Source organism: Planomonospora algeriensis (genome assembly GCF_977012225.1).
In genome coordinates this window covers 1-26,746 of sequence record NZ_CDRNDK010000044.1, presented here as the reverse complement: position 1 = coordinate 26,746, position 26,746 = coordinate 1, and the positions used below count along the sequence as shown (strand labels likewise).

General features: G+C 71.2%; 21 protein-coding genes and 5 pseudogenes. 11 read left to right on the top strand and 15 right to left on the bottom strand.

Translation table 11 applies throughout. The features are described 5' to 3' along the window. Positions 1-124 precede the first annotated feature (124 nt). The 6 genes from ACWJ6R_RS07800 to ACWJ6R_RS07775 all read right to left on the bottom strand — a co-directional run bounded on the left by ACWJ6R_RS07800 (position 125) and on the right by ACWJ6R_RS07775 (position 5,793). Positions 125-1,012 carry a TniQ family protein gene (locus tag ACWJ6R_RS07800; RefSeq protein ID WP_449061540.1) on the bottom strand — a complete coding sequence of 296 codons (888 nt, stop codon included), beginning with the start codon at positions 1,010-1,012 and terminating at the stop codon, positions 125-127. After that, the gene (locus ACWJ6R_RS07795) at positions 1,012-1,788 is read right to left on the bottom strand and encodes a TniB family NTP-binding protein (RefSeq protein ID WP_449061542.1); all 777 of its coding nucleotides are present in this window, start codon (positions 1,786-1,788) and stop codon (positions 1,012-1,014) included. Before ACWJ6R_RS07795 ends, ACWJ6R_RS07800 begins: the two co-directional genes overlap by 1 nt. 279 nt (positions 1,789-2,067) lie before the next feature. Further along, complete coding sequence (locus tag ACWJ6R_RS07790; protein WP_449061539.1) at positions 2,068-4,110, bottom strand: Mu transposase C-terminal domain-containing protein; 2,043 nt, start codon at positions 4,108-4,110, stop codon at positions 2,068-2,070. Then, the gene (locus ACWJ6R_RS07785; protein ID WP_449061538.1) at positions 4,088-4,885 is read right to left on the bottom strand and encodes a TnsA-like heteromeric transposase endonuclease subunit; all 798 of its coding nucleotides are present in this window, start codon (positions 4,883-4,885) and stop codon (positions 4,088-4,090) included. The genes ACWJ6R_RS07790 and ACWJ6R_RS07785 overlap by 23 nt, the downstream gene beginning before the upstream one ends. Positions 4,886-4,972: 87 nt before the next feature. Further along, on the bottom strand, positions 4,973-5,242 hold the full coding sequence (locus ACWJ6R_RS07780; protein ID WP_449061537.1) for a hypothetical protein: 270 nt from the start codon (positions 5,240-5,242) through the stop codon (positions 4,973-4,975). A gap of 221 nt (positions 5,243-5,463) precedes the next feature. Then, positions 5,464-5,793 carry a hypothetical protein gene (locus ACWJ6R_RS07775; RefSeq protein ID WP_449061536.1) on the bottom strand — a complete coding sequence of 110 codons (330 nt, stop codon included), beginning with the start codon at positions 5,791-5,793 and terminating at the stop codon, positions 5,464-5,466. A 252-nt stretch (positions 5,794-6,045) separates the two neighbouring features. Here ACWJ6R_RS07775 and ACWJ6R_RS07770 point away from each other — a divergent pair. Then, positions 6,046-6,300 (top strand): annotated as a pseudogene (locus ACWJ6R_RS07770) (helix-turn-helix domain-containing protein); the annotation flags it as partial. After that, positions 6,252-6,488, top strand: coding sequence for a sensor histidine kinase (locus tag ACWJ6R_RS07765; RefSeq protein ID WP_449061535.1), 237 nt, complete (start codon positions 6,252-6,254; stop codon positions 6,486-6,488). The pseudogene ACWJ6R_RS07770 and the gene ACWJ6R_RS07765, both read left to right, overlap by 49 nt. 177 nt (positions 6,489-6,665) lie before the next feature. On the opposite strand, the gene ACWJ6R_RS07760 is transcribed toward ACWJ6R_RS07765, so the two are convergent. The 5 genes and pseudogenes from ACWJ6R_RS07760 to ACWJ6R_RS07740 all read right to left on the bottom strand — a co-directional run. Further along, positions 6,666-7,340 carry a potassium transporter TrkG gene (locus tag ACWJ6R_RS07760; protein ID WP_449061534.1) on the bottom strand — a complete coding sequence of 225 codons (675 nt, stop codon included), beginning with the start codon at positions 7,338-7,340 and terminating at the stop codon, positions 6,666-6,668. A 110-nt stretch (positions 7,341-7,450) separates the two neighbouring features. Continuing rightward, entirely contained in the window at positions 7,451-9,388 is a 1,938-nt protein-coding gene (locus tag ACWJ6R_RS07755; RefSeq protein ID WP_449061533.1) for an amino acid transporter, read from the bottom strand. 103 nt (positions 9,389-9,491) lie between these two features. Beyond that, positions 9,492-10,160, bottom strand: coding sequence for a response regulator (locus ACWJ6R_RS07750; protein WP_449061532.1), 669 nt, complete (start codon positions 10,158-10,160; stop codon positions 9,492-9,494). Next, a pseudogene (locus tag ACWJ6R_RS07745) lies at positions 10,157-12,704 on the bottom strand (DUF4118 domain-containing protein). The gene ACWJ6R_RS07750 and the pseudogene ACWJ6R_RS07745 overlap by 4 nt, the downstream one beginning before the upstream one ends. A 457-nt stretch (positions 12,705-13,161) precedes the next feature. Then, positions 13,162-13,410: pseudogene (locus tag ACWJ6R_RS07740) on the bottom strand (IS3 family transposase); the annotation flags it as partial. 121 nt (positions 13,411-13,531) lie between these two features. Here ACWJ6R_RS07740 and ACWJ6R_RS07735 point away from each other — a divergent pair. The 3 genes from ACWJ6R_RS07735 to ACWJ6R_RS07725 all read left to right on the top strand — a co-directional run bounded on the left by ACWJ6R_RS07735 (position 13,532) and on the right by ACWJ6R_RS07725 (position 18,693). Further along, a complete protein-coding gene (locus ACWJ6R_RS07735; RefSeq protein ID WP_449061531.1) occupies positions 13,532-16,057 on the top strand; it encodes an ATP-binding protein in 2,526 nt (841 codons plus the stop codon). Positions 16,058-16,336: 279 nt separating this feature from the next. Continuing rightward, the gene (locus ACWJ6R_RS07730; protein WP_449061530.1) at positions 16,337-16,741 is read left to right on the top strand and encodes an anti-sigma factor antagonist; all 405 of its coding nucleotides are present in this window, start codon (positions 16,337-16,339) and stop codon (positions 16,739-16,741) included. Positions 16,742-17,019: 278 nt separating this feature from the next. Continuing rightward, positions 17,020-18,693, top strand: coding sequence for an ATP-binding protein (locus ACWJ6R_RS07725; protein WP_449061529.1), 1,674 nt, complete (start codon positions 17,020-17,022; stop codon positions 18,691-18,693). Positions 18,694-18,750: 57 nt separating this feature from the next. Here the strand turns inward: ACWJ6R_RS07725 and ACWJ6R_RS07720 are convergent, their stop codons facing one another. The 4 genes and pseudogenes from ACWJ6R_RS07720 to ACWJ6R_RS07705 all read right to left on the bottom strand — a co-directional run bounded on the left by ACWJ6R_RS07720 (position 18,751) and on the right by ACWJ6R_RS07705 (position 21,762). Then, a complete protein-coding gene (locus ACWJ6R_RS07720; RefSeq protein WP_449061528.1) occupies positions 18,751-18,966 on the bottom strand; it encodes a putative dsRNA-binding protein in 216 nt (71 codons plus the stop codon). 177 nt (positions 18,967-19,143) lie between these two features. Next, a complete protein-coding gene (locus ACWJ6R_RS07715; RefSeq protein WP_449061541.1) occupies positions 19,144-19,599 on the bottom strand; it encodes a sensor histidine kinase in 456 nt (151 codons plus the stop codon). Between the two features lie 45 nt (positions 19,600-19,644). After that, positions 19,645-20,403, bottom strand: a pseudogene (locus ACWJ6R_RS07710) (GAF domain-containing protein); the annotation flags it as partial. Between the two features lie 525 nt (positions 20,404-20,928). Further along, entirely contained in the window at positions 20,929-21,762 is an 834-nt protein-coding gene (locus ACWJ6R_RS07705) for a LysR family substrate-binding domain-containing protein (protein ID WP_449061527.1), read from the bottom strand. A 54-nt stretch (positions 21,763-21,816) separates the two neighbouring features. On the opposite strand from ACWJ6R_RS07705, the gene ACWJ6R_RS07700 reads away from it, so the two are divergent. The 6 genes and pseudogenes from ACWJ6R_RS07700 to ACWJ6R_RS07675 form a co-directional block, all read left to right on the top strand. After that, the gene (locus tag ACWJ6R_RS07700; RefSeq protein ID WP_449061526.1) at positions 21,817-22,182 is read left to right on the top strand and encodes a DUF5997 family protein; all 366 of its coding nucleotides are present in this window, start codon (positions 21,817-21,819) and stop codon (positions 22,180-22,182) included. Between the two features lie 23 nt (positions 22,183-22,205). Continuing rightward, a complete protein-coding gene (locus tag ACWJ6R_RS07695; RefSeq protein ID WP_449061525.1) occupies positions 22,206-22,928 on the top strand; it encodes a helix-turn-helix domain-containing protein in 723 nt (240 codons plus the stop codon). 48 nt (positions 22,929-22,976) lie between these two features. After that, positions 22,977-24,074: a flavin-containing monooxygenase gene (locus ACWJ6R_RS07690; protein WP_449061524.1), complete on the top strand. Its 1,098-nt coding sequence runs from the start codon at positions 22,977-22,979 to the stop codon at positions 24,072-24,074. A 168-nt stretch (positions 24,075-24,242) separates the two neighbouring features. Then, positions 24,243-24,989: pseudogene (locus ACWJ6R_RS07685) on the top strand (glycoside hydrolase family 3 N-terminal domain-containing protein); the annotation flags it as partial. 74 nt (positions 24,990-25,063) lie between these two features. Continuing rightward, a complete protein-coding gene (locus ACWJ6R_RS07680; protein ID WP_449061523.1) occupies positions 25,064-26,380 on the top strand; it encodes a glycoside hydrolase family 3 C-terminal domain-containing protein in 1,317 nt (438 codons plus the stop codon). A gap of 107 nt (positions 26,381-26,487) precedes the next feature. Then, the coding region (locus tag ACWJ6R_RS07675; RefSeq protein ID WP_449061522.1) for a hypothetical protein at positions 26,488-26,746 on the top strand (259 nt) is incomplete at its 3' end.

Below are 26,746 nucleotides of genomic sequence, written 5' to 3'. Positions count from 1 at the left end.
CAGCACCTACACCCTCACCCGTGGCCCAGAACCCTGATTAGCTGCGGAACCCAGGACTGGCACCGGACAGAAGAACTGGGCAGTGACAACTAGGGTGAGCGGGAACGTGCGGGTTCTCGCTCAGTCAACTTGTCACTTTTTGGCGAAGCCAGTGCGTCAGGGGCTCGCTCGGCGCAGGGTTGGACGGGTAGGGCTCGCCAAGCCGGCGGCCGAGCTCGTCCAGGGCGGCGGTGATGTCCTCGGGGGTCGGGCGGACGAGTCGGCGGGGGGCGACGAACTCGGCCAGAGCGATGACCTCGGGGTAGGTGACCATGGCGATCACCGCGCTCGACCGGGGAAGGCCAAGCAGAGAGGCCCTGTTGTCCCAGCGCTCGTGTAGGTAGTTGCCGCGGGCATGGATCCGGTTGATGAGAACCCGTGCTTGGCTGACGACAGCATCGGCGTTGTCGCGATGGCGCCGCCGGAACCGCAGATGGTGACGGTGGGCGTGGACGACCTCGGGCAGGCGCGTGAGCGGGAAAGGCCGTTCGGCGTGAACGGAGGTGGTCAGCCAGTAGCCGTGCTGTGAGCAGAGCAGACGGGGCGGATCAAGGTAGACGAACGCGTGAGGGTGCGTCGAACGCATGGCCAGGCAGCCGGGACAGGCCCGGACGGGGCGGTGGCCGGCCCGCCACTTCAGCCAGCGTGGGCCGTGCTTGCCCCCGAGGATCTTGCTGTGGCGCGGTGGGATGGACCGCAGGGCGTGGCGCAGCGAGGTGAGCGGGTTGCCGCTGCGTGCCGCCAGCCGAGTCATGGCCTGGTCGTCGAGGTCGAGTTCGGAGTCCTCCCAGCGATGGTCGGTCAGGAGGATCTCGCCGGCGAGGTCGGCCAGCAGCACGCCGGGGTCGATGTGGTTGACCGCGGCCAGGCGTCGCAGGAAGGAGTTGATCGACTCACCGGGCAGCGGACGCTGCGGGATGGGGAGCTCACGAGCCGGGCCGGGCCAGGTGATGCGCCGCCAGCGACTTCCCATCAGGCGACCTTGCCGGGGCGGCGCCCAGCTCGCGATCGGCGTGTTTTCGGCCGGCTGGTCTCGGCCGCGTGGTCGAGGGTGACGTGCTCCAGCAGCGGTTTGGTGAGTTTCTCGCTGCCGTTCAAGATGGCCTCGATGGCCGCCTCCCGGATGAGGTGGGAGAGGCTGCCGATCATCCCTGAGGTGCGTTGGTATAGATAGGGGGCCAGGCGGACGAGGCTGCCGGGCCGGTGCCGGTAGAGCCTCAAGGCGTCTTCCATGGTGGCGATCAAAGAGCTCCAGTCGTTGCGCTCGGCTTGGGTGCCGTAGGCGAACGGGCTGGTGGTCAGCGTGGCGAACCGCCCCGCGATCTGCCGTCCCCGGGTGCCGGTGAACAATCCGGCGCTTTCGACGTCGATTCCGGCGTAGAGGAAGGTGGCGGGGATGCGCTCCGACAGGTATTTGAGCTGGTCGGATGTCTCGGCGCCGACCCGGCTGCCGAGGTTGAGATTGTGGATCTCATCCACGATCACCAGGTCGGTCCCCAGATCGCAGAGCACGTCGCAGACCATGTTGGTGATCTCGATCTGGTTGGGGCGGCTGGGCAGCGGGATGCCGAGGAAGCGGGCGAACTCGGCGGCGACCATCTTCGCGGTCGCCGCCGGGGGGATGGTCACGAAGACGACGGGCTGGAACGGCGCCTTGCCCTGGCGGCGGCGCCGGGCTTGATGCTCGTGCTGCTTGCCGAGCTGGATGATCGCGGTGGTCTTGCCGGTCCCGGCCGCCCCGGTGACGATCAGACCGCGCCGGGCGCTGATCTGCCCCCGGTTGAGCAGAGTCAGCCGGCGGCCGGAGTGGGCGACCTGGCGGACGGTGGGGGGTGGCGACCACGATCAACTGGGCGTGATAGTCCAGGCGGTCGCGTTCGTAGTCGTCCCGGCGGAACCCGTTGAAGAGCGCCAGCCGTTCCTCGGGCACCAGCTGCAGCTCCATGGGCTTGGCGGAGACGAATCGCGCCCAGCCCTCCCGCGTGGTCAGCGGGTTGTGCGGCTCCGAGGTGTCGGCACCGGGACGGCTCACAAGTACTCCTGATCACTGAAGGGGTCGAACACACCGAACGGGATGATCTGAGCGCCGTGGTCGTCTGCGGACGCATCCTCCTGCTCGGGGAGGTCGTCGGGGACGGGCGTGATGGCCAGGCGGTGCGGGGACGGCCCGGTGGCGGCCTTCGTCCTGGCTCTGATGCGGCGCTCAGCCGGGCCGGCGTCGGCCCGCTTGAGCAGGTCGGCCAGGATCCATGCCAGTTCGGTCTGGTCGGTGTCGTCGCGGCCGGTCGCCGCGGCGAGCTTGCGGGCGTGCCGCCAGGTGAAGTCGGCGAACGGCTGCGGGACCATCGCCGCGTGGGTCCAGGCAATGGTGATCCACCCGTCGGGGCCGCGCAGCCAGACCCGGCTCAGGTCATAGGGGTCGTAGTGCACCGGCCAAAGACCCCGTTTCACCTCGATCGGCGAGGATTGGCGCCGGTAGGGGTTCAACGCCTCGTCGTCATAGGTGCGGTAGTCGATCTGGATGCCGTAGTCGTTGATCGCCCGCCAGGTGACCGGAAGCAGCTCGATGTAGTCCTCGCCGGTGAGGGTGAGAGGCAGATACCCGGCCGCGGCGACCGGACAGGCATACATGTCGTTGGGAGACAACGTCAGCTGCGGTGATCGCGGATGCCGCAGGCCCTGGTGCGGGCGCGGCTGCCAACCGGCGACGATCCACTCATCGAGCAGGTCCTGCAGCTCGGCGAGCGTCCAGACCGCCTCCACCGGTTCGCCCCGCCGGGTGACGTCGCGCCCCACGTATCCGGCGACGTGCTGGCAAAACAGCGTGTTGATCGAGGCGAAGGTGCGCTCCACCACCGCCTTGTCGGTCGGCGTGCGGGGATGGGCGGGCTGGACCGAGATGCCCAGGTGTCGGCAGGCCCGCTGGAACGCCTCGGACAAGAAGACCTTGCCCCGGTCGCAGACGACGGTATCGGGAACGATGACCGGCTTGGCCGCGGCCAGCTCCAGCCGGCGGTCGATGTCGAGCAGACGCGCGTGGGGCAGTCGGGAGGTCTTCATCGCCAAGGCCTGCGACCAGCCCGGCCGCATCGGCTCGGGCACCAGCATGCGGGCCAGCAGCACCGCGGCGTCGACCGCCTTGGTTCCGGCTGGGCGCAGCACCGCCGCGCAGATGGTGCGGGTCGCGACATCGACCGCGATGGTCAGCTCGACCCGTCCCGTCACCCCGTCGTCCAGGACCGCCAGCACGTCCAGCGGCGTGGTGTCGATCTGTACCTGCTCCCCGGGGCGGGCCGCCGCGGTCAGGGTGAAGGCTCCCGCCGGGCGGTTGGCCGCCTGGCGGCGCGTGACCGCCGAGCCGAACGTGTGCCGCCCGGCCGTCAGCGCTCCGGCCAGCCGATCGAACGTCGCCCGGGACGGCATCGGAACGACGCCCAGGCCGTACTCGTCGGCCAGGGCCTGCTCGACCCGGCGGCGCAGACGCGATTTGGTCCCCGTCGAGTCGCCTGTCTCCGCCTCGATCAACACGGTCAGTGCCGTGATGACCCGCGGGTCCACCCGGCCGGACAGCGTCTGCTGCCGCGTCGCCCGCTGATCGACCAACCCCCAGACGCCCTGCTCTCGATAGCGTTGGCGCATCCGGTGCAGGGTGCGGACACTGACCGGCTGGTCCGTCTCGGCCAGCTCGCAGGCCTTCGCCGCGACCCGGTCCTCCACCGTCGTCACGGCCGGGTCGTATTCCTCGCGCGGCTCGGCCCCGGCCTCCGCCTCGGGCGGCAGGCCCGTCTCCACTTCGACGATGTGCCGCTCCCAAAACATCGCCATCTCCCGCGCCCGGGGCGGCACCGCCTCCAGCAGACCCAGCGACGTGAGCGACGGCTGTTCTGCGCCGCCGATCACCTCGAAATCGCTCCAGCTCAGCAGATGCGACAGCAGCACCACGCTGTCGACGCCCATCTGCGACTGCAGTCGCACCGCGGTCCCCGACAGGCCCACGACCGTGTGCTCGGCCTGGTCGAAGCGGACGCGATCCCCCAGCTTCAGCACCTCACGACTGGCCAACGCCGACATACTCCCTTCCCGGCGCGACGACCGATGTCTCGCTCAGCGGAAACTGCAGGTCAGCGACCAGAACCTGCTTCCAGCGCAGGTGGAACACCACCGGCAGCACCCGGATCGGATCCCCGATCTCGCCGGCACCCGCCATCAGCTCGGCCGGGATGGAGAACACCTCCAGCACCGCTTCGCTGATCTCCGCGATGTGGTGTCGCGGGTGGCGATAGCCCGCCAGCCAGCGCAGATTCGCTGACCGGACCGGGTCCGGCTCGTGCCAGAGCCAGTACTGCCATCCCACAGCCCGGCACGCCGCCGCGGTCTGCTCGAACGCGTGCGCGTCCCGCTCCCGGATCCGGGCCGCGGGTCGGCTGTCCAGCACGACCGCCGATCCGTCACGCAGCCGGGCGAACCAGTCCGGAGCGTGAGAACGCCGTCGCGTTTCCCCTGGCCAAAACAGCCAGAACGGCTGGGAGGCGAATCCCACCACGTCGGGGTCGAAGTCCAGCAGCATCGCGTGGTCGCGCTCCAGCCAGGACTCGAAGCCCACATGCCGACCGGATGTCGCGGACCACCACAGGCCCGGGAAGTTGCGCTGTCCCTTGAAGGAAGGGAACGAGCGCACCGGTTCTACCAGCTCGAACGCGATCGACCGCGCCTCGGACAGTGGACGGCGGGCTTCTTGGCCGGCGCTCAGGAACGCCACCTCGAACCCGGATGCGCTGTCCGCTACTTCGCCCATGACCAGATGCAGTCCGGAGTCGGCCTGCCGGCCTCTCCTGCTGCCTGGCACGAGATGATCATCTCAGAACATGATCATGACGACAAGATCAACGAGCACTGCCAGGTTCATGTCAACAAGAGTGAGCAACTGCCAGGTTCAATGCGCAACAACACGAGGGGCCACTTCAAGATCGAATTCCGGAAAATCGGCTCGCTGAGATGAATCCTGGCGGCCGAATGGCGGAACGCCGGTGTGATGGGATGCGTCCGCCCTGCCGTGCGGCAGAAGGGCTCTCAGTCCTTCAATCGCCAGAGAATCGGATAAAACGCTATAAATCTGGCCCATGTTGTGCAAATAGTTCTGCCGGGTTCCGGCTGCAGCGTTCGGGACTGGAAGACCCGCCGGGCCGGTGAAGAAGACGATCAACCTCGATCCCTTTCGACGCGCCGCCCTCCATTCCTCGGGCCAGGGCAGCTCCCCCGGGATCACGACGGCTGTTTCCTGCGTCCATGCGAAAGGGGCGGCAGGCCGCTGACACCGGATGCCGAGGAGAGACTCTCCACTGCTCTCCGAAGGCCGCTGAGCTGCTGGTTTGTCACTGATGTCAGTGAATTTTCGTCATCATGTGTCAGTAGCGCACGCCAGCGTCACGTGGCCTTCGACCTTCCCGGAACTGCAGGGCAGGCTGAGCCCGGCCCTTGCCGCGTCGAAGTCACGGTGCAGGCCGGTGATGAAGGAGCGCAGTTCAGGCAGGCCCGGACGTCGTTCATCCACTGCTCCAAGCGCTCGCCGCGCAGCTGCAGCATCATGTCGGCGAAGCCGCGGACGTGGTCGCGGACGGCGGCCAGCGGCGTGCCGCCGACGGGTCTGACCGGCCAGCAGACCGGAACGCATGCCCCGTCCGCGACGGGTTCGGGCAGGGGCTCCACGGCGACCGGATACGGCGTGGGCACGTCGGCCTGCCCGACGACGGGCACCAGGTCGCGTAGATGGGAGCGGTGTGTGGTGACGGTGCACTCGACGGCCTCGCCGAGGTTGCGCCATGGGTGCCAGCGGTCGGCGACCTGGATGGCCTCGGGCGCGCCGCGGCGGGTTCCCTCGGCGTAGCAGCCGGCCGCGGGTCGGGCAGGGAGCGGATCAGCCGGATCAGCGTCATCCGGCTCACCGCCGTGGCGAGCCGGTGAGCGAGCCGGGCTCCGAAAGTTAACCCCCCTCCTAGATCTTGGAGGGTGCTGAAAGTGGAGGACTGGGCCGAGATTCGCCGCCTGCACCGAGCAGAGGGCGTGCCCATCAAGGAGATCGCCAGGCTGTTGGGAGTGGCTCGCAACACCGCGCGGGCCGCGTTGGCCTCCGACCGGTCACCGAAGTACCAGCGGGCCCCGCGCGGGTCGGTCGCCGATGCCTACGAGCCGCAGATCCGGGCGCTTCTGCGGGAGTGGCCGAAGATGCCGGCGCCGGTGATCGCGCAGCGGAGCAGTACGACGAGCTGTTCTCCCGGTTCTTCCGCGCTTCCACCGCCACCGAATCCGGAATCAAGGGCACCGGCCTGGGCCTGGCCCTCACCAAGGCCATCGTCGAAGCGCACGGCGGCACCATCACCGCCACACCGCGCGAGGGCGGCGGCACCGTCTTCACCGTCCGCCTGCCGGCCCACCCGTCTGCACCGCAGTGAATCCGGCCACCCCCAGCCGTCACCGGCTCTTCGCTTGTGCCGTCGGGATGGCCGCGACCCGCGTTGATACCGGAGACGTGCTCGGCCGGTGAGGAACAACGGAACGAAAACGTACGCCAAGGAACGATCTCGGCGGTGAGGTTCGCCTCTTCGTACGCCAGCTCTCCTGCGTCCAGCTCATGTACGGGATAATTTCCTATTATCCCGTACATGAGTGCCGACGATGACTTTCTCCTCGGGCAGCTCATAGCGGCGGGTGCGGTCGCGCAGGGCCAGGGCGGAAAACAGGGTGGCCGGGCCGACCCGGCCGGCGAACATCAACGCCGCGACGAGCAGCTGCCCGGCCGTGGTGAGATCGGCAGTGATCCCGGTCGACAGCCCCACCGTGGCGATGGCCGAGACCACCTCGAACAACACCCGGTCCAGGCTGTGCGGGGTCAGCGCGAGCAGCGCGTAGGTACTGGCGATGACCAGCCCCACGCCCAGCAGGGCGATGGCCAGTGCCTGGCGCTGCACGGCGGCGGCCAGGCGGCGGTGGCCGGCGTTGACCTGGGTCTCACCGCGCAGCTCGGCCCACAGAACGTAGGCCAGCACGGCGAAGGTGGTGACCTTGATGCCGCCGGCGGTGCCGGCGCTGCCGCCGCCGATGAACATCAACACATCGGTGGCCAGCCAGCTGGTCGGGTACATGCCGGCGATATCGATGCTGTTGAATCCGGCGGTGCGGGGCATCACCCCGGTGAAGAAGCCGGCCAGCAGCTGGCCGTAGCCGAGGGCGAAGCGGGCACTCAGCACCGCAGCGGTGAGCGCCTCAGTGGCCAGGCTGAACAGGACCACCTTGACGATCACCACCGCGCATTGATCGGACCATCCTGTTGCTTGAGGCGCGCCTGGGCATCGGCGGGGTGATGACGACCCAAAAGCCGATCTTGATAGGTGGGGTTCAGATCACAGGTAGCGACTCAGCCGACGTGGACCAGCGGGCGGCGGGCGGGGTCCGGCTCGGCTTGGCGCAGCACCTCGCGGGTCAGCGGCGGGATGTCACCGCCGCCGAAGACCAGATAGCGCAGCAGCGCGCCGATCGGGTTGCCCTCGGCGGCCCAGTGGTAGTAGACGTGCGGCGTCTTGCCGGTCTCATCGCGCAGATACAGCAGCAGCGCGGCGATGGAGTTGGCGATGGTCGGGCTCTCCATGCGCAGGACGCGGAAACCGTGGCGTTCCTCGCCGACGACCCGCAGCTCGCTTTCGAACTCCGAGGCGTCCGGGACGGTCACCTCCAAAAAGATCAGACCCTCGCCGGTGCGCAACCGGTGCAGTTCCCAGGCCTCACGGGCCTTGTCGACGTACTCCTTGCAGTCGCGGGCGTGCGGCTCGTTGGCGATCAGGTGGATCTCCCCGGCCTCGTTGATGAAGCGCCGGGCGGCGTCGTCCAGGCTGATGCGGGTGACGCGCAGCTCAGTGGAGCGGGTGGCCCGGGAGATCAGCGAGGTCACCACGATCGCCAGGACGAACAGCAGCGCGATCACCAGGCCGTCGGGCCGCTCGATGATGTTGGCCACGGTGGCGTAGGCGAAGATCAGGCTGATGACGCCGAAGGGAACCGCGGCCCGGCGGCGGCGCGCACTCCAGGCCGACAGGGTGACCGCGACCGCCGCCGACAGGATCAGTGCCAGCACGCCGGTGGCGTAGGCGCCGCCCTGGGATTCGACGTCGGCGTTGAAGAACAGCGTGATGGCGAAGGAGACGGCGGTGAAGACCAGCACCATCGGCCGGGTGGCGCGCGACCAGTCCGGGGCCATGCCGTAGCGGGGCAGATACCGGGGCACGATGTTGAGCAGTCCGGCCAGCGCCGAGGCGCCGGCGAACCACAAGATGGCGATCGTGGAGACGTCGTAGGCGGTGCCGAACCAGTCGCCGAGGAACTCGTGCGCGAGATACGCCAGGGCGCGCCCGTTGGCCTTGCCGCCCTCGGCGAACTCCTCGGCGGGGATGAGCACGGTGGTGGCGAAGCTGGAGGTGATCAAAAAGCCGCTCATGATGAGTGCGGCGGTGGTCAGCAGCTTCCTGGCCCCCGCGATGCGCCGCGCCGGATCACCCTTGACCAGGGGCATCACCGCCACGCCGGTCTCGAACCCCGACAACCCCAGGGCGAGTTTCGGCATGACGTACAGCGAGACGGCGATCATCGCGATCGGGCTGGAGTGCTCGGCGCTCAGTGCGGCGCCCCAGTCGGCGACCAGGGCCGGTTCGGCCAGCACGTGCTGGACGGCCACCGCCACGACCACGACGTTCAAGGCCAGGTAGACGGCGACCAGCACCACCGCGATGGAGATGGCCTCGCTGAAGCCGATCAGGAACACCCCGCCCAGCGCGGCGATCAGCACGAGTGTGACCGGCACCTGCCAGGTGGCGAGGAAGGCGGGCACGAACGGGTTGTGCAGCACATGGGCGGTGGCGTCAGCGGCCGACAGGGTGATCGTCACGATGAACGCGGTGGCGACGAACCCGAGCAGGAACAAAACCAGCAGCTTGCCGCGCCAGCCGGGCAGCAGGCTCTCCAGCATCGACAGCGAGCCCAGCCCGTTGGGGCTCTGCTCGGCCACTGCCCGGTAGGTGGGCAGCGCTCCGAACAGCGTCAGCGCCACCAGCAGCAGCGTGACGATGGGGCTGAGGGCCCCGGCGGCCAACGCGGCGATGCCGGGCTGGTAGCCCAGGGTGGAGAAGTAGTCCACGCCGGTCAGGCACATCACCTGCCACCAGGAGTGCTGATGGCCCGGCGTCTCCGCATGGTGCGGGCCGGTGGTCTTGGCGTCCGAGCGCGGCAGGCCATGCAGCAGCCACCGGCCCAGCGCGGACTCGCCGCGTACGGATCCAGTCTTCGGCGGGGTCGATGTGTTCATCGCGGCCCACCCTCCGTGGTCGATGTCGTCTGTCGGTGTGGTGGCATGGCGCGGTTCTCTCCTCCGAGACCGGCGGCGGTCACGGTCTGACGGATGGCTGGCCTTAGGGCGCGAAGCGGTAGCCCATGCCGGGCTCGGTGATCAGATGGACCGGCCGGGCGGGGTCGGGCTCCAGCTTCCGCCGCAGCTGGGCCATGTACTGGCGCAGATAGTGGGTCTCTCTGTCGTAGTCGGTGCCCCACACCTCGGTGAGCATCTGCCGCTGGCTGATCAGCCTGCCCGGGTTGCGCAGCAGCAACTCCAGCAGACGCCACTCGGTGGGGGTCAGCCGCACATCGCCGGAGACCGTCTTGGCGGCCAGGTCGACCGTGCGCTCGCCGATCCGGACCTGCGCCGGCTGCGCCTCGTGCGGTGTGGCGCGCCGGGTGACGGCCCGGATGCGGGCCAGGAGCTCTTCGATGTCGAACGGTTTGGTGACGTAGTCGTCGGCGCCGGCGTCCAAGGCGTCGATCTTGTCCTGGCTGCCCGCCCGGCCCGACAGCACCACGATCGGCACGGACGTCCAGCCGCGCAGGCCGCAGACCACCTCCACCCCGTCGATGTCGGGCAGGCCCAGATCCAGCACGACCAGGTCGGGATGGAACTGCGCGGCCTGACGCAGGGCGGAGCCGCCGTCACCGGCCAGGGCGACCTTGTAGTGGCGGGCGACCAGGTTGATGCGCAGCGCCCGCAGCAGCTGCGGCTCGTCGTCGACGATCAGAATCCGGGTCACCCGTCCTCCTCGGTGAGCGTGTCCCGGTCGGGAGAGAAGACCTGCATGGAGACGATCATGGTGAGCCCGCCGCCGGGGGTCTCGTCGGGAACCAGGGTGCCGCCCATGGCCTCGGTGAGCCCGCGCGCGAGCGCCAGACCCAGCCCGACACCGGTGTGGTTGTCCCGGTCGCCCAGCCGCTGGAAGGGCAGGAAGACCTGCTCGCGGGCCGTGTGCGGGATGCCGGGGCCGCGGTCGATCAACACGGATCTCCACGCGGTCACCGTGCCTGCTGGCGGTGATCAGGGCCTTCTGGCCGGGTGGGCTGTAGCGGGCCGCGTTGGACATCACGTTGACCAGGACCCGTTCCAGCAGGGCCGGGCCGGCGGCGATCTCCGGCAGGTCCAGCGGGACCTCGCCCGTGAGGCGGTCGCGCAGCGGACCCAGGGCGTCGATGGAGCGCGGCACGACCTCCTCCGGTGCCACCGGGCGCAGCGCCAGGCCGAGTACCCCGGCCTGCAGGCGGCTCATGTCCAGCAGGTTGGCCACCAGCCGGTCCAGGGCGGTCAGCGACTCGGCGGCGGTGGCCAGCAGTTCGGCCCGGTCGTGCGCCGACCAGTCGACCTCGGTGCTGCGCAGGCTGTCGACGGAGGCCTTGGCCGAAGCGAGCGGGGTACGCAGGTCGTGGCTGACGGCGGCCAGCAGGGCGGTGCGCATCTTGTCGGCCTCGGCCAGCGGCCGGGCCCGTGCGGCCTCCTGCTGCAGGCGTTCCTGGCGCAGCGCGACGGCGATCTCGGCGGCGAAAGCCTCCAGCACCCGGCGGTCGGAGGCCTCCAGCAGCCGCCCGCGCGCGGCCAGCACCAGGGAGGCACCGACGGCCACGTCGGTGTCCGCGGTCTCCGGGCTGGCGCAGGGCGGCCCTCCCGAGACGGCCAGGATGCGCCAGGCCTCCGGATCCGCGCGGTCGTCGGGACTGGGGTCTCCGGCACGCTCCAGGAGGGTGACCGAGGTCAGGGCGAAGGTCTCGCGTAACCGGGCCAGCAGGGAGGCCAGCGCGGCCTGGCCGCGCAGCACGTGCCCGGCCAGCGTGGACAGCACCTCGGCCTCGGCGGCACGGCGGGCGGCCAGGTCGACGACGGCGCTGACGGTGACCGCGACCAGCACGAACACGATGAGCGCGAGCAGGTTCTCCGGATGGGCCACGACCAGGGTGCGCACCGGCGGGGTGAAGTACCAGTTGAGCAGGGCGAACCCGCCCACAGCCGCAGTGATCGCGGGCCACCGGCCACCCACCAGCGCCACCGCGACCACCATCAGCAGGAACAGCAGGATCCGGCTGGACAGGCTCAAGCCGTGCAGCGGAACCATCGCCGCGGCCAGCGCGGGCACGCCCACGACCGTCAGGAGCCATCCAGCGGTCCGCCGGGTCCAGGTCAGCGCCGCGCGCGAGCGCGACGGGCGCTGCGGCCCGGCCCCGGTCTCCTCGTGCGGGACCATGTGCACATCGATGGAGCCGGACAGCGCGGCGGTGGTCGCGCCGACGCCCGGAGACAGCAGCCGCGCCGGCCGGCTCCGGCGGGAGGTGCCCAGCACCAGCTGGGTGGCGTTGACGCCGCGGGCGAAGTCCAGCAGGGCGCGCGCGACGTCCTGGCCCACCACCTGGTGGTAGGAGCCGCCGAGGTCCTCGACCAGGGTGCGCTGCCTGGCCAGGTGGGCCGGGCCGGCGCCGGTCGGCCCGCCCGAGCGGGTGACGTGCACCGCCAGCAGATCCGCGCCCTGGGTACGGCCGGCGATGCGGGCCGCCCGCCGCACGAGCGTGTCGCCCTCCGGGCCGCCGGTCAGCGCGACCACAACCCTCTCCCGGGTCTCCCAGGTGGCGGCGATGCCGTGCTCGGCCCGGTAGCGGTCCAGCTGCTCGTCGACCTTCCCGGCCACCCACAGCAGTGCCAGCTGCCGCAGCGCCGACAGGTTGCCCTCGCGGAAGTAGTTCGACAGCGCCGCGTCGACCTTCTCCGGCGGGTAGATGTTGCCGTGGGCCAGGCGGCGGCGCAGTGCCTCGGGTGTCATGTCGACCAGTTGGACCTGCTCAGCCCGCCGTACGACCTCATCGGGCACGCTCTCGTCCTGCGGCGCCCCGGTGATCTGCTGCACCACGTCGCCGACCGACTCCAGCTGGTGGATGTTGACGGTGGAGACCACATCGACGCCGGCCTCTAGAATCTCCTCGATGTCCTGCCAGCGCTTGGCGTTGCCCGATCCCGGAGCGTTGGTGTGGGCGAGCTCGTCGATCAGGGCGACGTGCGGCCGGCGGGCGATGACCGCCGCAGTGTCCAGCTCGGTGACGACCTCGCCCCGATGGATCAGGGTCTTGCGAGGGAGGATCTCCATGCCGTCCAACAGCGCGGCGGTGCGGGCCCGGCCGTGGGTCTCCGCCAGGCCCACGACCACGTCCCGGCCGCGTTCTGCACCGCGCCGCCCCTCGCTCAGCATGGCGAAGGTCTTACCGGCCCCCGGGGCCGCGCCCAGGTAGATCCGCAGCCGCCCCCGTGGCACGCCGATCACCATTCCCCAGATCCCGGAAACTTACCGAGGCCCTCCGTGAGGGCCAAACCCCATGAAATAGCGACAGCCAGCACCTTCCCCGCATCTTGACGCTTTCCCTACGCCGCTGGGCAGATTATTGACGGGATTCATACGCCTGCTGCCAGCGCACTGGCCCGCCTGCACCCCGGAGGGCTCCCCTGCTGGGGTGAGCTCGTCGTCCAGCACAACGACGATCACCTGGGCAGGCCAGAGGACTGACCTTTGGTGTCTCGCCCACGCTGTGCGCAGGCAGGACACCGCCACCGCTGTACGCCCTCGGCGCAGGCTTGTGAGGAGGGGGACCACCTTTGGGATCGGCGGTGGACGGACCGGTCACCATCAGCTGAGGCTGCCGCGCGGCCGTCGGCAGCCGCAGGCACCCTCGTCGGTACCTGCGGCTGGAGTTGCCCCGGTTCGGTAGACGCATCAGGGCTTGCGGTTACGCGGCAGCATAGCCGTCTTGATGGACGTTCTTGAGGGCCTGTCGGCGCTCGTAGTCGGCCGGGCTCAGCTGGCCGTTGGCCGAATGCCGGCGCCGGGGGTCGTAGAACCCATCGATGGAGGCGAACACCGCCCGCTCGGCCTCCGACCGGGTGCGGAAGGTCCGCCGGTCGAGCAGCTCGCACTCCAGTGAGGCGAAGAAGCTCTCGGTGATCGCGTTATCGAAGCAGGTCCCGGTTCTCCCCGTCGAGGGACGGAGCGCATGCCCGGGAAAGGGATCGTCGCAGGTCGGATACCCGGTGCCTGCGGCGGGACAGGCCGGAAGGGTCCGTCAAAGGGGTAGGGGTGGGTGGAAGGGGGTGACCACGATGACCGTAGCTGATCGCATCCGGGATCCGCGCCGGGTGCAGACGCTGCACGCGACCGGCCTGCTGGAAGCCGATGAGGTGCCGCTGCTGGATCGGGTGACCCGGCTGGCGGCCCGGTGGCTGCAGGCGCCGGTGGCGATGGTGTCGCTGATCGAGGTCGACCGCCAGGTCGTCATCAGTACGAGCGGGCCGGCCGAGCCGTGGCAGGCCGAGCACAATCCCTTGTCGCAGTCGCTGTGTCGCTACATCGTGGCCGATGACATGCCGCTGACCGTGGCGGACGCGCGCGCTGATGCGCGCTGGTGCGCGGTCACGGCCGTCGCCGGCGGTCAGCTGGCGGCGTATGCCGGGATGCCGCTGCGGACCAGTGGCGGGCAGGTGCTGGGCGCGTTGTGCGTGATCGATTCGGTGCCCCGGCAGTGGAGCACCGAGCAGCTGGGCCTGCTGGAGGACCTGGCCGCGATGGTGGTGGCGGAGATCGAGGTGCGGCTGGCGCATGCGCAGGCGGTGCTGGACCGCCTGCCGCAGGCGGCGCTTTCGATTGACGCCGATGGGACGGTGGCGGCGTGGAACGCCGGGGCCGAGCGCCTGTTCGGCTGGTCGGTCGAGGAGACCGTCGGCTGCGCGGCCCTGGACCTGATCGCTGCGCCGCGGCGGCGCGCCGCCTGGGAGCAGGCGTTGCGCCGGGTACGCGAACGTGAGGGCGGATCGGCCGGGCAGCGGCTGGAGGCGACCGCGATCGACCGGTCGGGGCGGGAGTTCCCCGTCGAAATGGTCGTGCGCGCCGACACCGGAGCCGATGGGACGCCGTGTCATGCGCTGCTGCGCGACATCACCGCCGAAAAACGCCTCGGCCTGCTGCGTCAGGCCCAGCACGCCGTGGTGCAGGTGCTGGCCACCGCGGCCTCCAGCCGGCAGGCCGCCGCCGAGGTGCTGGCCGCGGTCACCGATGCGCTGGGCTGGACCTGCGGCGAGTACTGGCAGGTCGCCCCCGATGACAGCGGCATCACCCGCATCGCCTCCTGGTGGCGGCCGGATCGGGACGTGTCGGCCTTCACCGGTGATGCACGGCGCACCTTCGGCCGCCGCCAGGGGCTGGCCGGGCTGGTGTGGGACGCGGGCCGGGCGATGTGGGTGACGGACCTGCCCGCCGATCCCCGCGGCTTCGCCCGCAAGCAGCAGGCGCTGCAGGCCGGCCTGCGCGCGGCGATCGGCCTGCCCGTCTACAGCGGCGGGCAGGTGCAGGGCGTGCTGGCCTTCTTCACCGATACCGCCCAGGAGCCCGATGAGGACCTGGTCGCTCTGCTGGACGGGATCTGCGCCCACCTCGGCCGGTACATGGAGCGCCGCCGCGCCGAGGAACTGGAGTTGGAGCTGGCCGCCGGCCGCCGCCGGTTCGAGCAGGTCATCGCCCAGCTCGACGATGATGTGTGGACCATGGAGATCGGCCCGGACGGCTCGGTCCGGGCCGTGGACGTCAGCCCGAACCTGGCCAAGCTGCTGGGCGGCCCGCTGCCCGCGGACGCCGATGCGCCCGGGGTCTTCATGCGCCAGGTCCATCCCGACGACCGCCCGGCCATCGCCGCCTTCCAGGCTGCGGCCTCCGCCGGCCGCAAAGCCGAGGTCGAATGCCGGCTCATCGGCCTGGACGGCATCACCCGCTGGATCTGGATGCGCGGCATGCCGCGCCGCGAAGGCGGGCGGCTGCTGATCGACGGCATCTCCACCGACGTCACCGACCGCCACCGGCTGGCCGAGGAGCGCGAGCGGCTGCTGTCCGCCGAGCAGGAGCAGGTGCGCCGGCTGCGGGAGCTGGACGTGATGAAGGACGAGCTGGTCGCGCTGGCCAGCCACGAGATCCGTTCCCCGGTCGCCGTCATCCGCAGCTACGCCGAGCTGCTGCTGGATGATGCGGAGCTGACCGACGGGCAGCGCGACTTCGCCGACGTCATCGACCGCAAGAGCGGCCACCTGCAGCGCCTGGTGGACGAGCTGCTGGATCTGGCCCGCCTGGAGGGCGGGCACATCGGCATCGAGGCCCGGCCTCTGGCGCTGACCGGCCTGCTGCGCGAGGCCCTCGACGACCACCGGCCCGCCGCGGCGGCCAACCGGCTGACCTTCACCGCAGAGCTGGCCCGCGCCCTGCGGGTGCACGCCGACCCGGTGCGGCTGCGCCAGGTGATCGACAACCTGCTGTCGAACGCGATCAAGTACACGCCGCCGGGCGGGACGGTCACCGTCACCGCCGGGCCCGCCGACGGCGGGCCGTGCGCGGGGGGGACGGTGATGCTGACGATCACCGACACCGGCATCGGCATCCCGCCCGAGCAGTACGACCAGCTGTTCTCCCGGTTCTTCCGCGCCTCCACCGCCAAGGAGTCCGGGATCAAGGGGACCGGGCTCGGGCTGGCCGTGACCAAGGCGATCGTGACCGCGCACGGCGGCACCATCACCGCCGCACCGCGGGACGGCGGCGGAACGATCTTCACGGTGTGCCTGCCCGTCGGACCAGCGGCACCATCCTGATCTGCGCTGCGTTCGTTTCCCGGCGCGTGCTCTGCCCGCGCCGGGGTTCTGCCGGTGATCCGCGCCGTTCCTGCCCTGAGGGTCGCCGGTGATCCCTCACCGGCTTCCCCGGCTATCCGGTGGTGCCGATGCGGTGGTCCCCATCGGAGCCGGGCCGGCATCGTTTTCCCGATCTCACCCGCCTGGCCGACGAATCGTCATCGATCCCGTGGTGATCCGGACGCATCAACGGTAGGTCATTCCTGGTAGGAAGAGGGGCATGCCTGCCCTGTCCCCCGCATGCAGTCTCCGATGAACGCGCCGTCCGGTCCTGTGCGCGGCCGCCCTTTCGCCGTCTCCCTGGTCCAGCACGGTGGTGTGATGGTCGTCCACCTCACCGGCGACCTGGATGCGATGACCGTGCCGACGCTGCGCGCGAGCGTGCAGCCGCTGTGGGAGCAAGACGATCTCGACGCGGTGGTGCTGGACACGGCCGATATGGCGTTCTGCGACTCGACGGGGATCAGCGCGCTCATCGGTGCCCTGAAGCAGTGCCAGGCGGCCGGTAAGCGGTTCCTGCTGTCCGGCGTGCACGGCACCCTGGCCCGGTTCTTGACGATCACCGGCCTGCGCCGGGCCTTCGAGATCTGCGACGCCGCCGAACAGGCGGTGCAGGCCGCGTCCAGCGGCGCGGAGGATGCGTAGAGCGGCACGCCGTTTCCCGGGGTAAGACATCCGGTCCAATGCGCCGCCACGATGATGCCGCCCCGCTCTCCGCGCGTCACTCGCCGTATGAGATGTGCTGGCAGATACATCAGAAGCGGGGCAGGGCCGGCATGGTGCCGCCGTGGTGCCACTGTCACGACCCGGTCTGACCCTTCCACCGGGGTCGCCGCGTCATCACGCAGTCACCTTCGGTTAGGTTCGAAGGAGGAACACGACGGCCCCGGCGGGCGCGGGCCGGGCCGGAAGGAGGCGCTGCGGTGGCGGGGACGCAGCGGGAAGTGGCGCTGGTGACGCTGCTCGACACCGTCACCGCGGTGGCCAGCGCCACCGACGACCTGGAACAGGCGGCGCGCGCGGCCCTGAGCGCGGTGCGCGAGGTGACCGGCTGGCCGCTGGGCCAGCTGTGCGTTCCGGTCGACAACGGCGAGGCGTTCGTCTCCTGCGGCATCTGGGCCGGGCCGATCGAGGACTTTCCGGTACTGCGCGAGATCGCCGCCACCACCCGGTTCGCGCCCGGGACCGGCATCATCGGCCGGGTAGCGGCCACCGGCCAGCCCGTCTGGTCGCATGATGTGACCGTCGACCCGCTGACCGCGGGCGTCCTGCGCGGACGGGATCCGGGCGTGCGGGCGGCGTTCGCCTTCCCGGTCATCGCCGCCGACGGCGTGGCCGCGGTGCTGCAGTTCTTCTCCCGCCAGCAGGTCGACCGAGATGAGGCGCTGCTGCGGGTGATGGCCAGCCTCGGCCACCAGCTCGGCCGGGTCATCGACCGCCACAGGGCCCATCAGACCGTCCAGGCGAGCCGCGAGCGCCTGCAGCAGATCATCGACACCTCCGTGGAAGGCTTCATCTCCACCGACGCCGCCGGGCACATCACCGAGTGGAACGCCGCGGCCGCGCGCATGTTCGGCCGCTCCCGCGAGCAGGTGCTGGGACGGCAGGTGCACGAGACGATCGTGCCGGAGCGCTACCGCCAGGCCGACCAGGCCGGCCGGGCCCGGTTCCTGGCCACGGGGCGGTCGAACGTGCTCGGGCGGCGCCTGGAGCTGGCCGGCGCGCGGCCCGACGGCGGCGAGTTCCCCATCGAGCTGGTGGTGTGGGCCACCCGCGAGGACGGCGAGTGGGCCTTTCACGCGTTCGTGCACGACATCACCGAGCGCCGCCAGGCCGAAGCGGCGCTACGGCAGGCCTATGAGGCCGAACAGGCCACCGTGGCGCGCCTCAAAGAACTGGACGCGGCCAAGGACGACTTCATCACCACCGTCTCCCACGAGCTGCGCACCCCGCTGGCCAGCATCACCGGCTACCTGGAATTGTTCGGCGAGGCCGAGACCGGTCCGCTGAACGCCCAGCAGCAGCGCATGCTGCAGGCGATCACCGGTAACACGGCCCGGCTGCAGCACCTGGTCGAAGACCTCCTGGCGATCAATATCCTCGACCACGACCGGCTGGGCGTGCACGCGGCCCCGGCACCGGTCCACGAGATCATCGACGAGGCGGTGCGCACCGCCGGCGCCCAGACCCGGGCCAGCGGGCACACCTTGCAGGTGCGCCTGGAGGCCGGTGTGGACCGCGTGGCGGCCGACCGTGACCTGCTGGTGCAGGCATTGGGCGGACTGCTGTCGAACGCGGTCAAGTACTCCCCGGCCGACACACCGATCACCGTGCACGCCTCCTCGCAGGGCGGGCAGGTGGCGATCGCGGTCACCGACCACGGCGTCGGCATCGATGCGGACGAGTTGCCGCACGTGTTCGACCGCTTCTACCGCTCCCGCTACGCCACCGACAACGCCGTCCAGGGCATCGGCCTGGGATTGTCACTGGTCAAGGCCATCACCGCCGCCCACGGCGGCACCGTCACCGCCACCAGCACCCCCGGCGAGGGCTCCATCTTCACCCTGCACCTGCCCGCCGCGCCCGCCGGCGAGTAGACCTGTAGAGGAGACCCGCGGGGGGAGAGCAGGACCGGACGGGTGGTGCCGGGAGGTTCAGGGCGCCTCCAGCGCGCTCAGCAGCGCCGCGGCGGCCACCGCCCGCGCCACCGCCTTGCTCGCGCCCGTGCCGGTCGCGGAGACGAGACGTTCGCCGTCGGCGGGGCGGGTGGCGACCGTGGCGGTGAACGCCGGGGCGTGTGACGGACCGGTGGAGGCCACCTGCCACTCCGGGGCGCTGATGCGGCCCTGCTGGGCCTGCTCGTTCAGCACGCTGACCGGATGGTGCTCGGTCGTCGGCCGCTCCCCGGCCGACGCCGCGGCGGCGCGACGCCGGAACCTGCTCGACCCGCGGGGACTGCTCGTCGATGCTCACCGCCCTTCACCCTGCCAGGTCGCAACCGATCCGGTTGCGGGAATCGGCGGCCGCGCCCCCCTTTGCGGGCCGTATCACCGCTGCGGTAGATCGGAGGTGGCGGGCAGGGTGAAGGTGAAGCGGGCGCCGCCGCCGGGGTTGTCGCTAGCGGTGATGGTGCCGCCGTGGCGCTCGATGACCCGCTGGCAGATGGCCAGTCCCAGCCCGGTCCCGGTGTAGGTGCTGGCGACGCGGTGGAATCCAGTGAAGATCGCCTCATGCTCGCCCGGCGGGATGCCGATGCCGCGGTCGGCGACCGTGATCTGTACCCAGCCGCTGCCGGCCGGCTCGCCGGTGACGTCGACGCGGGCGGCCTGACCGGCCGGGGTGTACTTGATCGCGTTGCCGATCAGGTTGTCGAACAGCTGACGCAGCAGGGGAGGATTGCCGCGCACGGGCGGCAGCGCTCCAAGATACACCTGCGGCACCGCCTCGGCCGTCTCGGCCGCGGCCAGGTGATCGTCGACGATCTGGCGCACCAGACGGGCCACGTCGACGTCGATGAGGGGCAACGCGGCGTCGCGGGCGGTGGCGTAGATGAGCAGGTCGTCGATCAGCCGGCTCATCTGGCCGGCGGCGGCCAGCACCCGCTGCAGGTGACCGAGGTCCTCCCGGCGGACGCGCTGGCCGGCGAGGCTCTCCAGGGTGATCTCGGTGAAACCGCGCATCACGCTGATCGGGCGCTTGAGGTCGTGGGCGACGACGCCGGCGAACACATGCAGCTCGGCCTCGCGCCGCCGGGTCTCCTCATACAGGCGGGCGTTGGCGATCGCCACGCCCGCCGCCGTGGCCAGCGCGGTGACCACGGCCTGGTCCTCTTCCCCGAACGGCCCGCCGCCGGTCTTCTCGGTCAAATACAGGTTGCCGAACACCTCCTCGCGCACCCGGATCGGCACGCCCAGGAAGCTGCGCATCGGCGGGTGGCCTGCGGGGAAGCCGTAGGAGGCGGGATGGTCGGCCATATCCGCCAGGCGCAGGGTCTGCGGTTTGCGCACCAGCAGGCCGAGCAGGCCCTCGCCGCGCGGCCAGTGGTCGACCGCCGCGATCTGCTGCTCGCTCATGCCCACCGGGATGAACCGCTTGAGCGTGCCGCCCTCGCCGATCACGCCCAGGGCTCCGTAGCGGGCGTCGGCCAGCCGGGTGGCCGCTTCGATGATGCGGCGCAGCACGGTCTCCAAATCCAGGTCTCCGCCGATCGAGATCACGGCCTCCAGCAGGGTGTGGACGCGCTCTTGGGCCGCCGCGAGCACCTGCAGGCGCTCCTGCAGCTCGGCGAGCAGCTCATCGGTCCGCATCCGCGGCAGCAACGGCTCGTCGCTCACATCCACCGCTCCCCAGCGTTCACATCCACCGCCCCCTTTCGGCATATACCCTCCCGGTTGCGGCCAACCGTTTCATCGGCCAGACAGGGACCGATAAGGAGGGTTGCAGTGTCGTTCGGCCGTCATGGATCCAGATAGCGCTCTTGCCGCCCGATGCCGCACCGCCATCACCGGCTGTCAGCGCCGTCGACGGTGTCGGCCGGGATGCGCAAGGTGAAGGTCGAGCCCTCCCCTGGGGGCAGACCAAGTACGCCGGAAAGGGGCCAACCGCAGGTCAGGCGGTGGAGGCGGAAGCAGAGGTTTCGGCTGTGGACAGCCGTGCCCGACGTGTGGCCGGATTGGTCCCCGTAGCGGCCTGACTACGCTGACCTGGTCAGACGCAGTCTCGGGAACCGGGCAGAACGCAGATTCTTTCCGATCAGAACCCTCCTGTTAGCCCTTTCCGGCGTACTTGGTCTGCCCCCCTAGTGTCGGGAGACCGAGGCGAACCAGACCGGATCATCGTCGTCGGGCTCGATGATCACGCAGGGCGGTGCCGCCATCCGGCCGACCCGGGCGCCCGTTTCGCCGTGATGCCGTCGCGGGCCTGCCGCACCCCCGCGTCCGGGGACGGCCGCTCAGCGGGGCCGGTCGGCCCTTCCTGCCGCGGCCGGTCTGCGTGCCCCGGCGGCCCGACCCGCCCGGAGCCGGACTCCGCGGCTGCTTACGCGCCTTCCCCGGGGCCGGGGCGGGGGTACGGCCCCGCGAGCTGTTCGCCGTACGCCCGCGGACGATGCCGATGAAGTCCTCCACCAGCTCAGTCGTCGCCTCCGCGGGCCAGGCCAGCGCGATCTGCGACTGCGGCGTCTGCACGACCGGCCGACAGGTCAGGTCTTTGCGGTGGTACAGGCGCGCCAGCGACTGCGGGACCAGCAGCAGCCCGGCCCCCGCCGCCACCAGCTCGATCGCCTCCGCCGTCGTGTCCGGGCGCGTGAAAGCCGGCAGCCCCGGCAGGGCCGTCCACTCAAGGGTGTCGTCCATCGGATGGAACACCTCGTCGTCGGCGAGATCAGCGATGGTCACCTCGTCCGCGGCGGCCACCACGTGGTCCTTCGGCACCACGACCATGGTGGTCTCCACATAGAGAGGGATCACGCTGAGCCCTTCGCGGTCCACGGGCAACCGTACGAACCCGGCGTCGGCACCACCGTCGTGCAGGAGCCCCACCACCTCGGCCGCGGCGGCGGGGACCAAGGTGAGCGGCACGTCGGGCACACGCTCGGCCCAGACACCCGCCCACTTGGCGGGCGTCACCCCGGGCACGTAAGCCAGCCGGAACTCCCTGTCAGTCACCTCCTCAGGGTACCGATGTCAGGGCAAGCGGTTTCGCGCCCTACCCTTGACACCATGACCAAGCTCAAGACCACTCAGACGATGAAGCCCGCGACCGCGGCCAAGAAGCTGGGTGTGCTCCTGGAGGCCACTCCCGCCGAGTTCCAGGAGGGCGTCGTCTCCAGGGATGAGCTGAACGCGCTGCAGGCCGCTCCGCCGGCCTGGCTGGCCGATCTGCGGCGCAACGGACCGCACCCCAGGCAGGTCGTCGCCGTGAAGCTGGGCGTCTCCAACTCGGGCCTGGCCAGGGGCGGCATCACCGGGCCGCTCACCACCGCCGAGATCGACGCCATCAAGGCCGAGGAGCCCGAGTGGCTGACGCGCGAGCGGTCGGTCCAGGCCGAGGCGCGCAAGGAGGCGCAGCGCCTCCGGGAGCGCTGACCGGCCCGGCGGGGCGTTCGCCGATGCCATCGTCCGAAGCCGAAGCCCGATGCCGGGGATGGGCGACGATCAGGCCTGGCCGGCTCTACTACGGCGGCCGCATCGGCGCGGGCGCCCTGCACGCCCACCACGCCGTGCAGCTCCTGATCGGTGACGGACTGATCCTGCGGGGCGCCGACGGCGTCGAACACGCCATGACGGCCGCGCTCATCCCGGCCAACACCCCCCACGCGATCGCGCGCGGAGCGGACGACGCGCTCTTGGCCTTGATCGACCCGTCCCAGGCCGGGCCGGCGCTCGACCGGGGACGGACCGGTCCGCCCGCCGCCTGGCGGATCGATGCCGACATCCCCGCGACGCGTGACCTGCCCGCGCTGCAGGCCCTGATCGCGACCCTGACCGGGACGCCGCCGCAAGCCGGCCACCCCGCCCTCAGGCACGCCGCGCAGGTCATCTCCGATACGCTGCCCGGGCCCGTGCGGCTCGGCCACGTCGCGACCCGCGTGCACCTGTCGGAAAGCCGGCTGTCCCACCTGTTCACCAGCGAGTTCGGGCTGCCGTTCCGGCCGTATGTGCTATGGGCGCGCCTGCGCGCGGCCCTGAGCGCGCTGTCGGAGGGCGTATCGCTGACCCAGGCCGCGCACACGGCCGGATTCGCCGACGCCGCCCACCTGACCCGCACCGTCCGCCGCATGATGGGCGACACCCCCTCAGCGCTGACCGAGGGGGTGCGCTGGCTGCCTTAGCAGGTTCGTTCAAGCCCCGCCGCCACCCCGGCGGGCAGGCTTGTCCCCGTGATTATCGTGATCGGCGCCGGCCAGGCCGGGCTCGCGGCAGGCCGCGAACTCCGCCAGGCCGGCCACGACGTTCTGCTGCTGGACGCCCAGCCCCGGATCGGTGATTCCTGGCGGCGCCGCTGGGACTCCCTGCGCCTGTTCACCCCCGCCCGTCTCAGCGCACTGCCAGGCCTGCCGCTGGCGGGCCCGGGCCACCGCCACCCGGGCAAGGACGAGGTAGCCGACTACCTGCAGGCGTACGCGGCCCACTTCGAGCTGCCCGTCCGGCTCGGCACCACCGTGACCGGGCTGCGCCTGATCCCGGGCGGAGGATTCGAGGCGGCCACCGACCGCGGCACCCTCACCTGTGACGGCGTCGTGGTCGCCACCGGCCCGTTCCAGCAGCCGTACATCCCCGACCTGCCGCTCCCGCCCGGGATCGTCTCCCTGCACAGCGCGGACTACCGCAACCCCGCCCAGCTTCCCGACGGCCCCGTACTGGTCGTCGGAGGCGGCAACTCCGGTGTCCAGATCGCCGCCGAGCTCGCCGCCACCCGGCCGGTCACGCTCTCGCTCGGCAGAAGGCAACCGGTGCTGCCCCAGCGTGTCGGCGGCGTCGACGTGTTCACCTGGTTGCAGGCGTTCGGCCTCGTCCGCGCGCCCGTCACCGGCCGGCTGGGCCGTCTGGTCCGCGACCGCGACCCCTTGATCGGTCTGGGCCCGCGCGGCCTGCGACGGCTCGGGGTGCGCGTCGTCGGCCGCGTCACCGCCGCCGACGGACCGCGGCTGCGCACCGCCACCGGGCAGACCGTGACCGCATCGGCTGTGATCTGGGCGACCGGCTACCGTCCCGACCACCGCTGGATCCGCATCCCGCGCGCCCTGGACGGCGGGCTCCCCGTCCATTCCGCGGGGGTCAGCCCGGTGCCCGGTCTCGCCTACGTCGGGCTGCCCTTCCAGCGCAACCGCGGATCCGCCCTGCTCGGCTGGGTGGGGGAAGACGCCGCCCTGATCGCCGCCGCCTTTCGCCGCCCTCGAGCTCCGCTGCGGGCCCCGCTACGAGCTCCGGCGGCCGGGACGCGCTCGTCACCGGAGGGGAGGAGCGGGTGCGCGTGATCGTTCCGGTGTCCGGAGGCGCGGCGGGTGCTTCCCCGGTGTCCCGTCGCCGTTCCGCGTCCCCGTCGACGGCGAGGTCCCCGAGGCGGCATCCTCTCGTAGCAGCAGTCTCGAGTCCGTTCCCGGCGCGTCCGGGGAACCGGCCGACGATCCGAAGGAAGCCATCCGGTGAACCTTGAGCAGAAGGCGTCCCTGCTGTCCGGCAAGGACGCGTGGAGCACCGAGCCGGTGGGCGAGGTGCCCTCGGCCGTACTCAGCGACGGCCCGCACGGCGTGCGCCGGCAGGCGGGCGGCACCGACCACCTGGGCGTCCATGAGAGTCTGCCCGCCACCTGCTTCCCGCCCGCCGTCGCGGTGGGCTCCAGCTGGGACCCCGCCGTCGCGGGCCGCCTGGCCGCCGCGGTGGCCGCCGAGGCCCGCGCGCACGGCGTCCAGATCGTCCTGGGGCCCGGGGTGAACATCAAGCGCTCGCCGCTGTGCGGTCGCAACTTCGAGTACTACTCCGAGGACCCGCTGCTGTCCGGCGTCCTGGCCACCGCCCATGTGAAGGCCCTGCAGGCTCACGGGGTGGGCGCCTCCGTCAAGCACTTCGCGGCCAACAACCAGGAGACCGACCGCATGCGCGTCAGCGCCGAGGTCGACGAGCGCACCCTGCGGGAGATCTACCTGCCCGCTTTCGAACGCGTCGTCGAGCAGGCCCGGCCCGCCACCGTGATGGCCGCCTACAACAAGGTCAACGGCGTCTACGCCAGCCGGCACCCCTGGTTGCTGACCACGCTGCTGCGCCAGGAGTGGGGCTTCGACGGCGTCGTGGTCTCCGACTGGGGAGCCGTCAACGACCGGGTCGCCGCCCTGGAGGCCGGGCTCGACCTGCAGATGCCCGGCAACCCCGCCGGCGACGCCGAGATCGTGCGGGCCGTCCGCGACGGCTCACTGGACGAGGCGGCCGTCGGCCGTTCCGCGGCGCGGGTGCGGGCCATGGCCGAGCGGTGGCGGGCCGGGCAGGCGGACTTCGACGCCGACGCCCACCACGCGCTCGCCCGCGAGCTGGCCGCCGAGTGCGCCGTACTGCTGAAGAACGGCGATGCCGTGCTCCCGATCGGCCCGAGGTCAGGACCATCGCCGTCGTCGGCCCGTTCGCCACCCAGCCGCGCTTCCAGGGCGGCGGCAGCTCGCGCATCAACCCCACCCGGGTGGACGTCCCGCTGGAGGAGATCAGGAAGCTGGCCGGGGAGCGGACCGTCACCGCCGACCCCGAGGGCGCCGACCTGGCGATCGTCTTCACCGGGCTCGCCGACGCCGACGAGTCCGAAGGCTACGACCGGACCACCATCGAGCTCCCCGACGAGCAGGTGCGGCTGATCCGCGCCACCGCCGCGGCGGCCCGCCGTACCGTCGTGGTGCTGTCCAACGGGGGTGTCGTGTCCCTGGAGGGCTGGTACGACGACGTCGACGCCGTCCTGGAGGGCTGGCTGCTCGGCCAGGCCGGCGGCGGAGCCGTCGCCGACCTGTTGTTCGGCGTGACCGGCCCGTCCGGGCGGCTGGCCGAGACCATCCCGCTGCGCCTGCAGGACACGCCGTCGTTCGTGAACTTCCCCGGCGAGCAGGGCGCCGTCCGGTACGGCGAGGGCGTCATGGTCGGCTACCGCTACCACGAGACCGTCGAGCGGCCGGTGCGCCACCCCTTCGGCCATGGGCTCACCTACACCGCCTTCGCCGTCGGCGACCTGGCCGTGCAGGTCACCGGGGACGACAGCGCGCACGTCACCCTCACCGTCGCCAACACCGGCAGGCGGTACGGCAAGCACGTCGTCCAGCTCTACGTCGCCACGCAGGCCGGCCCCGTCCGCCGCCCGGTGCGCGAGCTGCGCGCCTTCACCAAGGTCGCGCTCGGCCCCGGTGAGTCCACGGCCGTGGCCTTCGACCTGGACGCTCGCGCGTTCGCCTACTGGGACGTCACCGAAGGCCGCTGGCTGGTCGCGCCCGGCGACTACACCGTCCAGATCGGTGAGAACGCCTCGCTGATCGTGGCCGAGGAGACCGTCGGGCTCGCCGGTGAGGTGCTCGTGAAGGAGCTGACGCTGGACTCCAGCGTCGGCGAGTGGTTCGGCCATCCGGTCGTCGGACCTCGGCTCATGGCCCGGCTCACCGCGGGCATGACCGAGAAGGAGCAGACGCGAGCCGCCGAGCGCGCCCGCATGCTGCGCATGGTCGAGTCGCTGCCGATGCATCAGTTCCTGGGATTCGTCCGGCTTCCCGAGGAGGCCGTCACCGAATTGATGACGCTCAGCAGGCTGGGAGGCTGACACGGCGCACCCGTATGCCGGGTGAACCCGGCAGTCCCCTCGCTAGATCTGATGGAAACGCTTTGCCGTTCCCCATGGCGCGAGCCGGAAAATGTAGGGTGACCGGCATGTTCGACGACTCTGCGGCCGTCTCCGCTGCCGATGCCCTGCCCGCCGGGGAGACCGAGCCGGCCGGGATCTGCCTCCTGGAGGGCTGCGGCAACCCGCTCCCTGCGCCCCGGCGCGATGAGCACGGTCGGCGGATCGGCGGCCGCCCGGCCAAGTACTGCAGCCCCGCGCACAAGGACGCCGCCGCCCGGAGCCGGCGCGAGCAGCAGGCTGCCACCGTGGCCGAGCCGCTGGCCGCCGCGACTCCGCTGGCCGCGG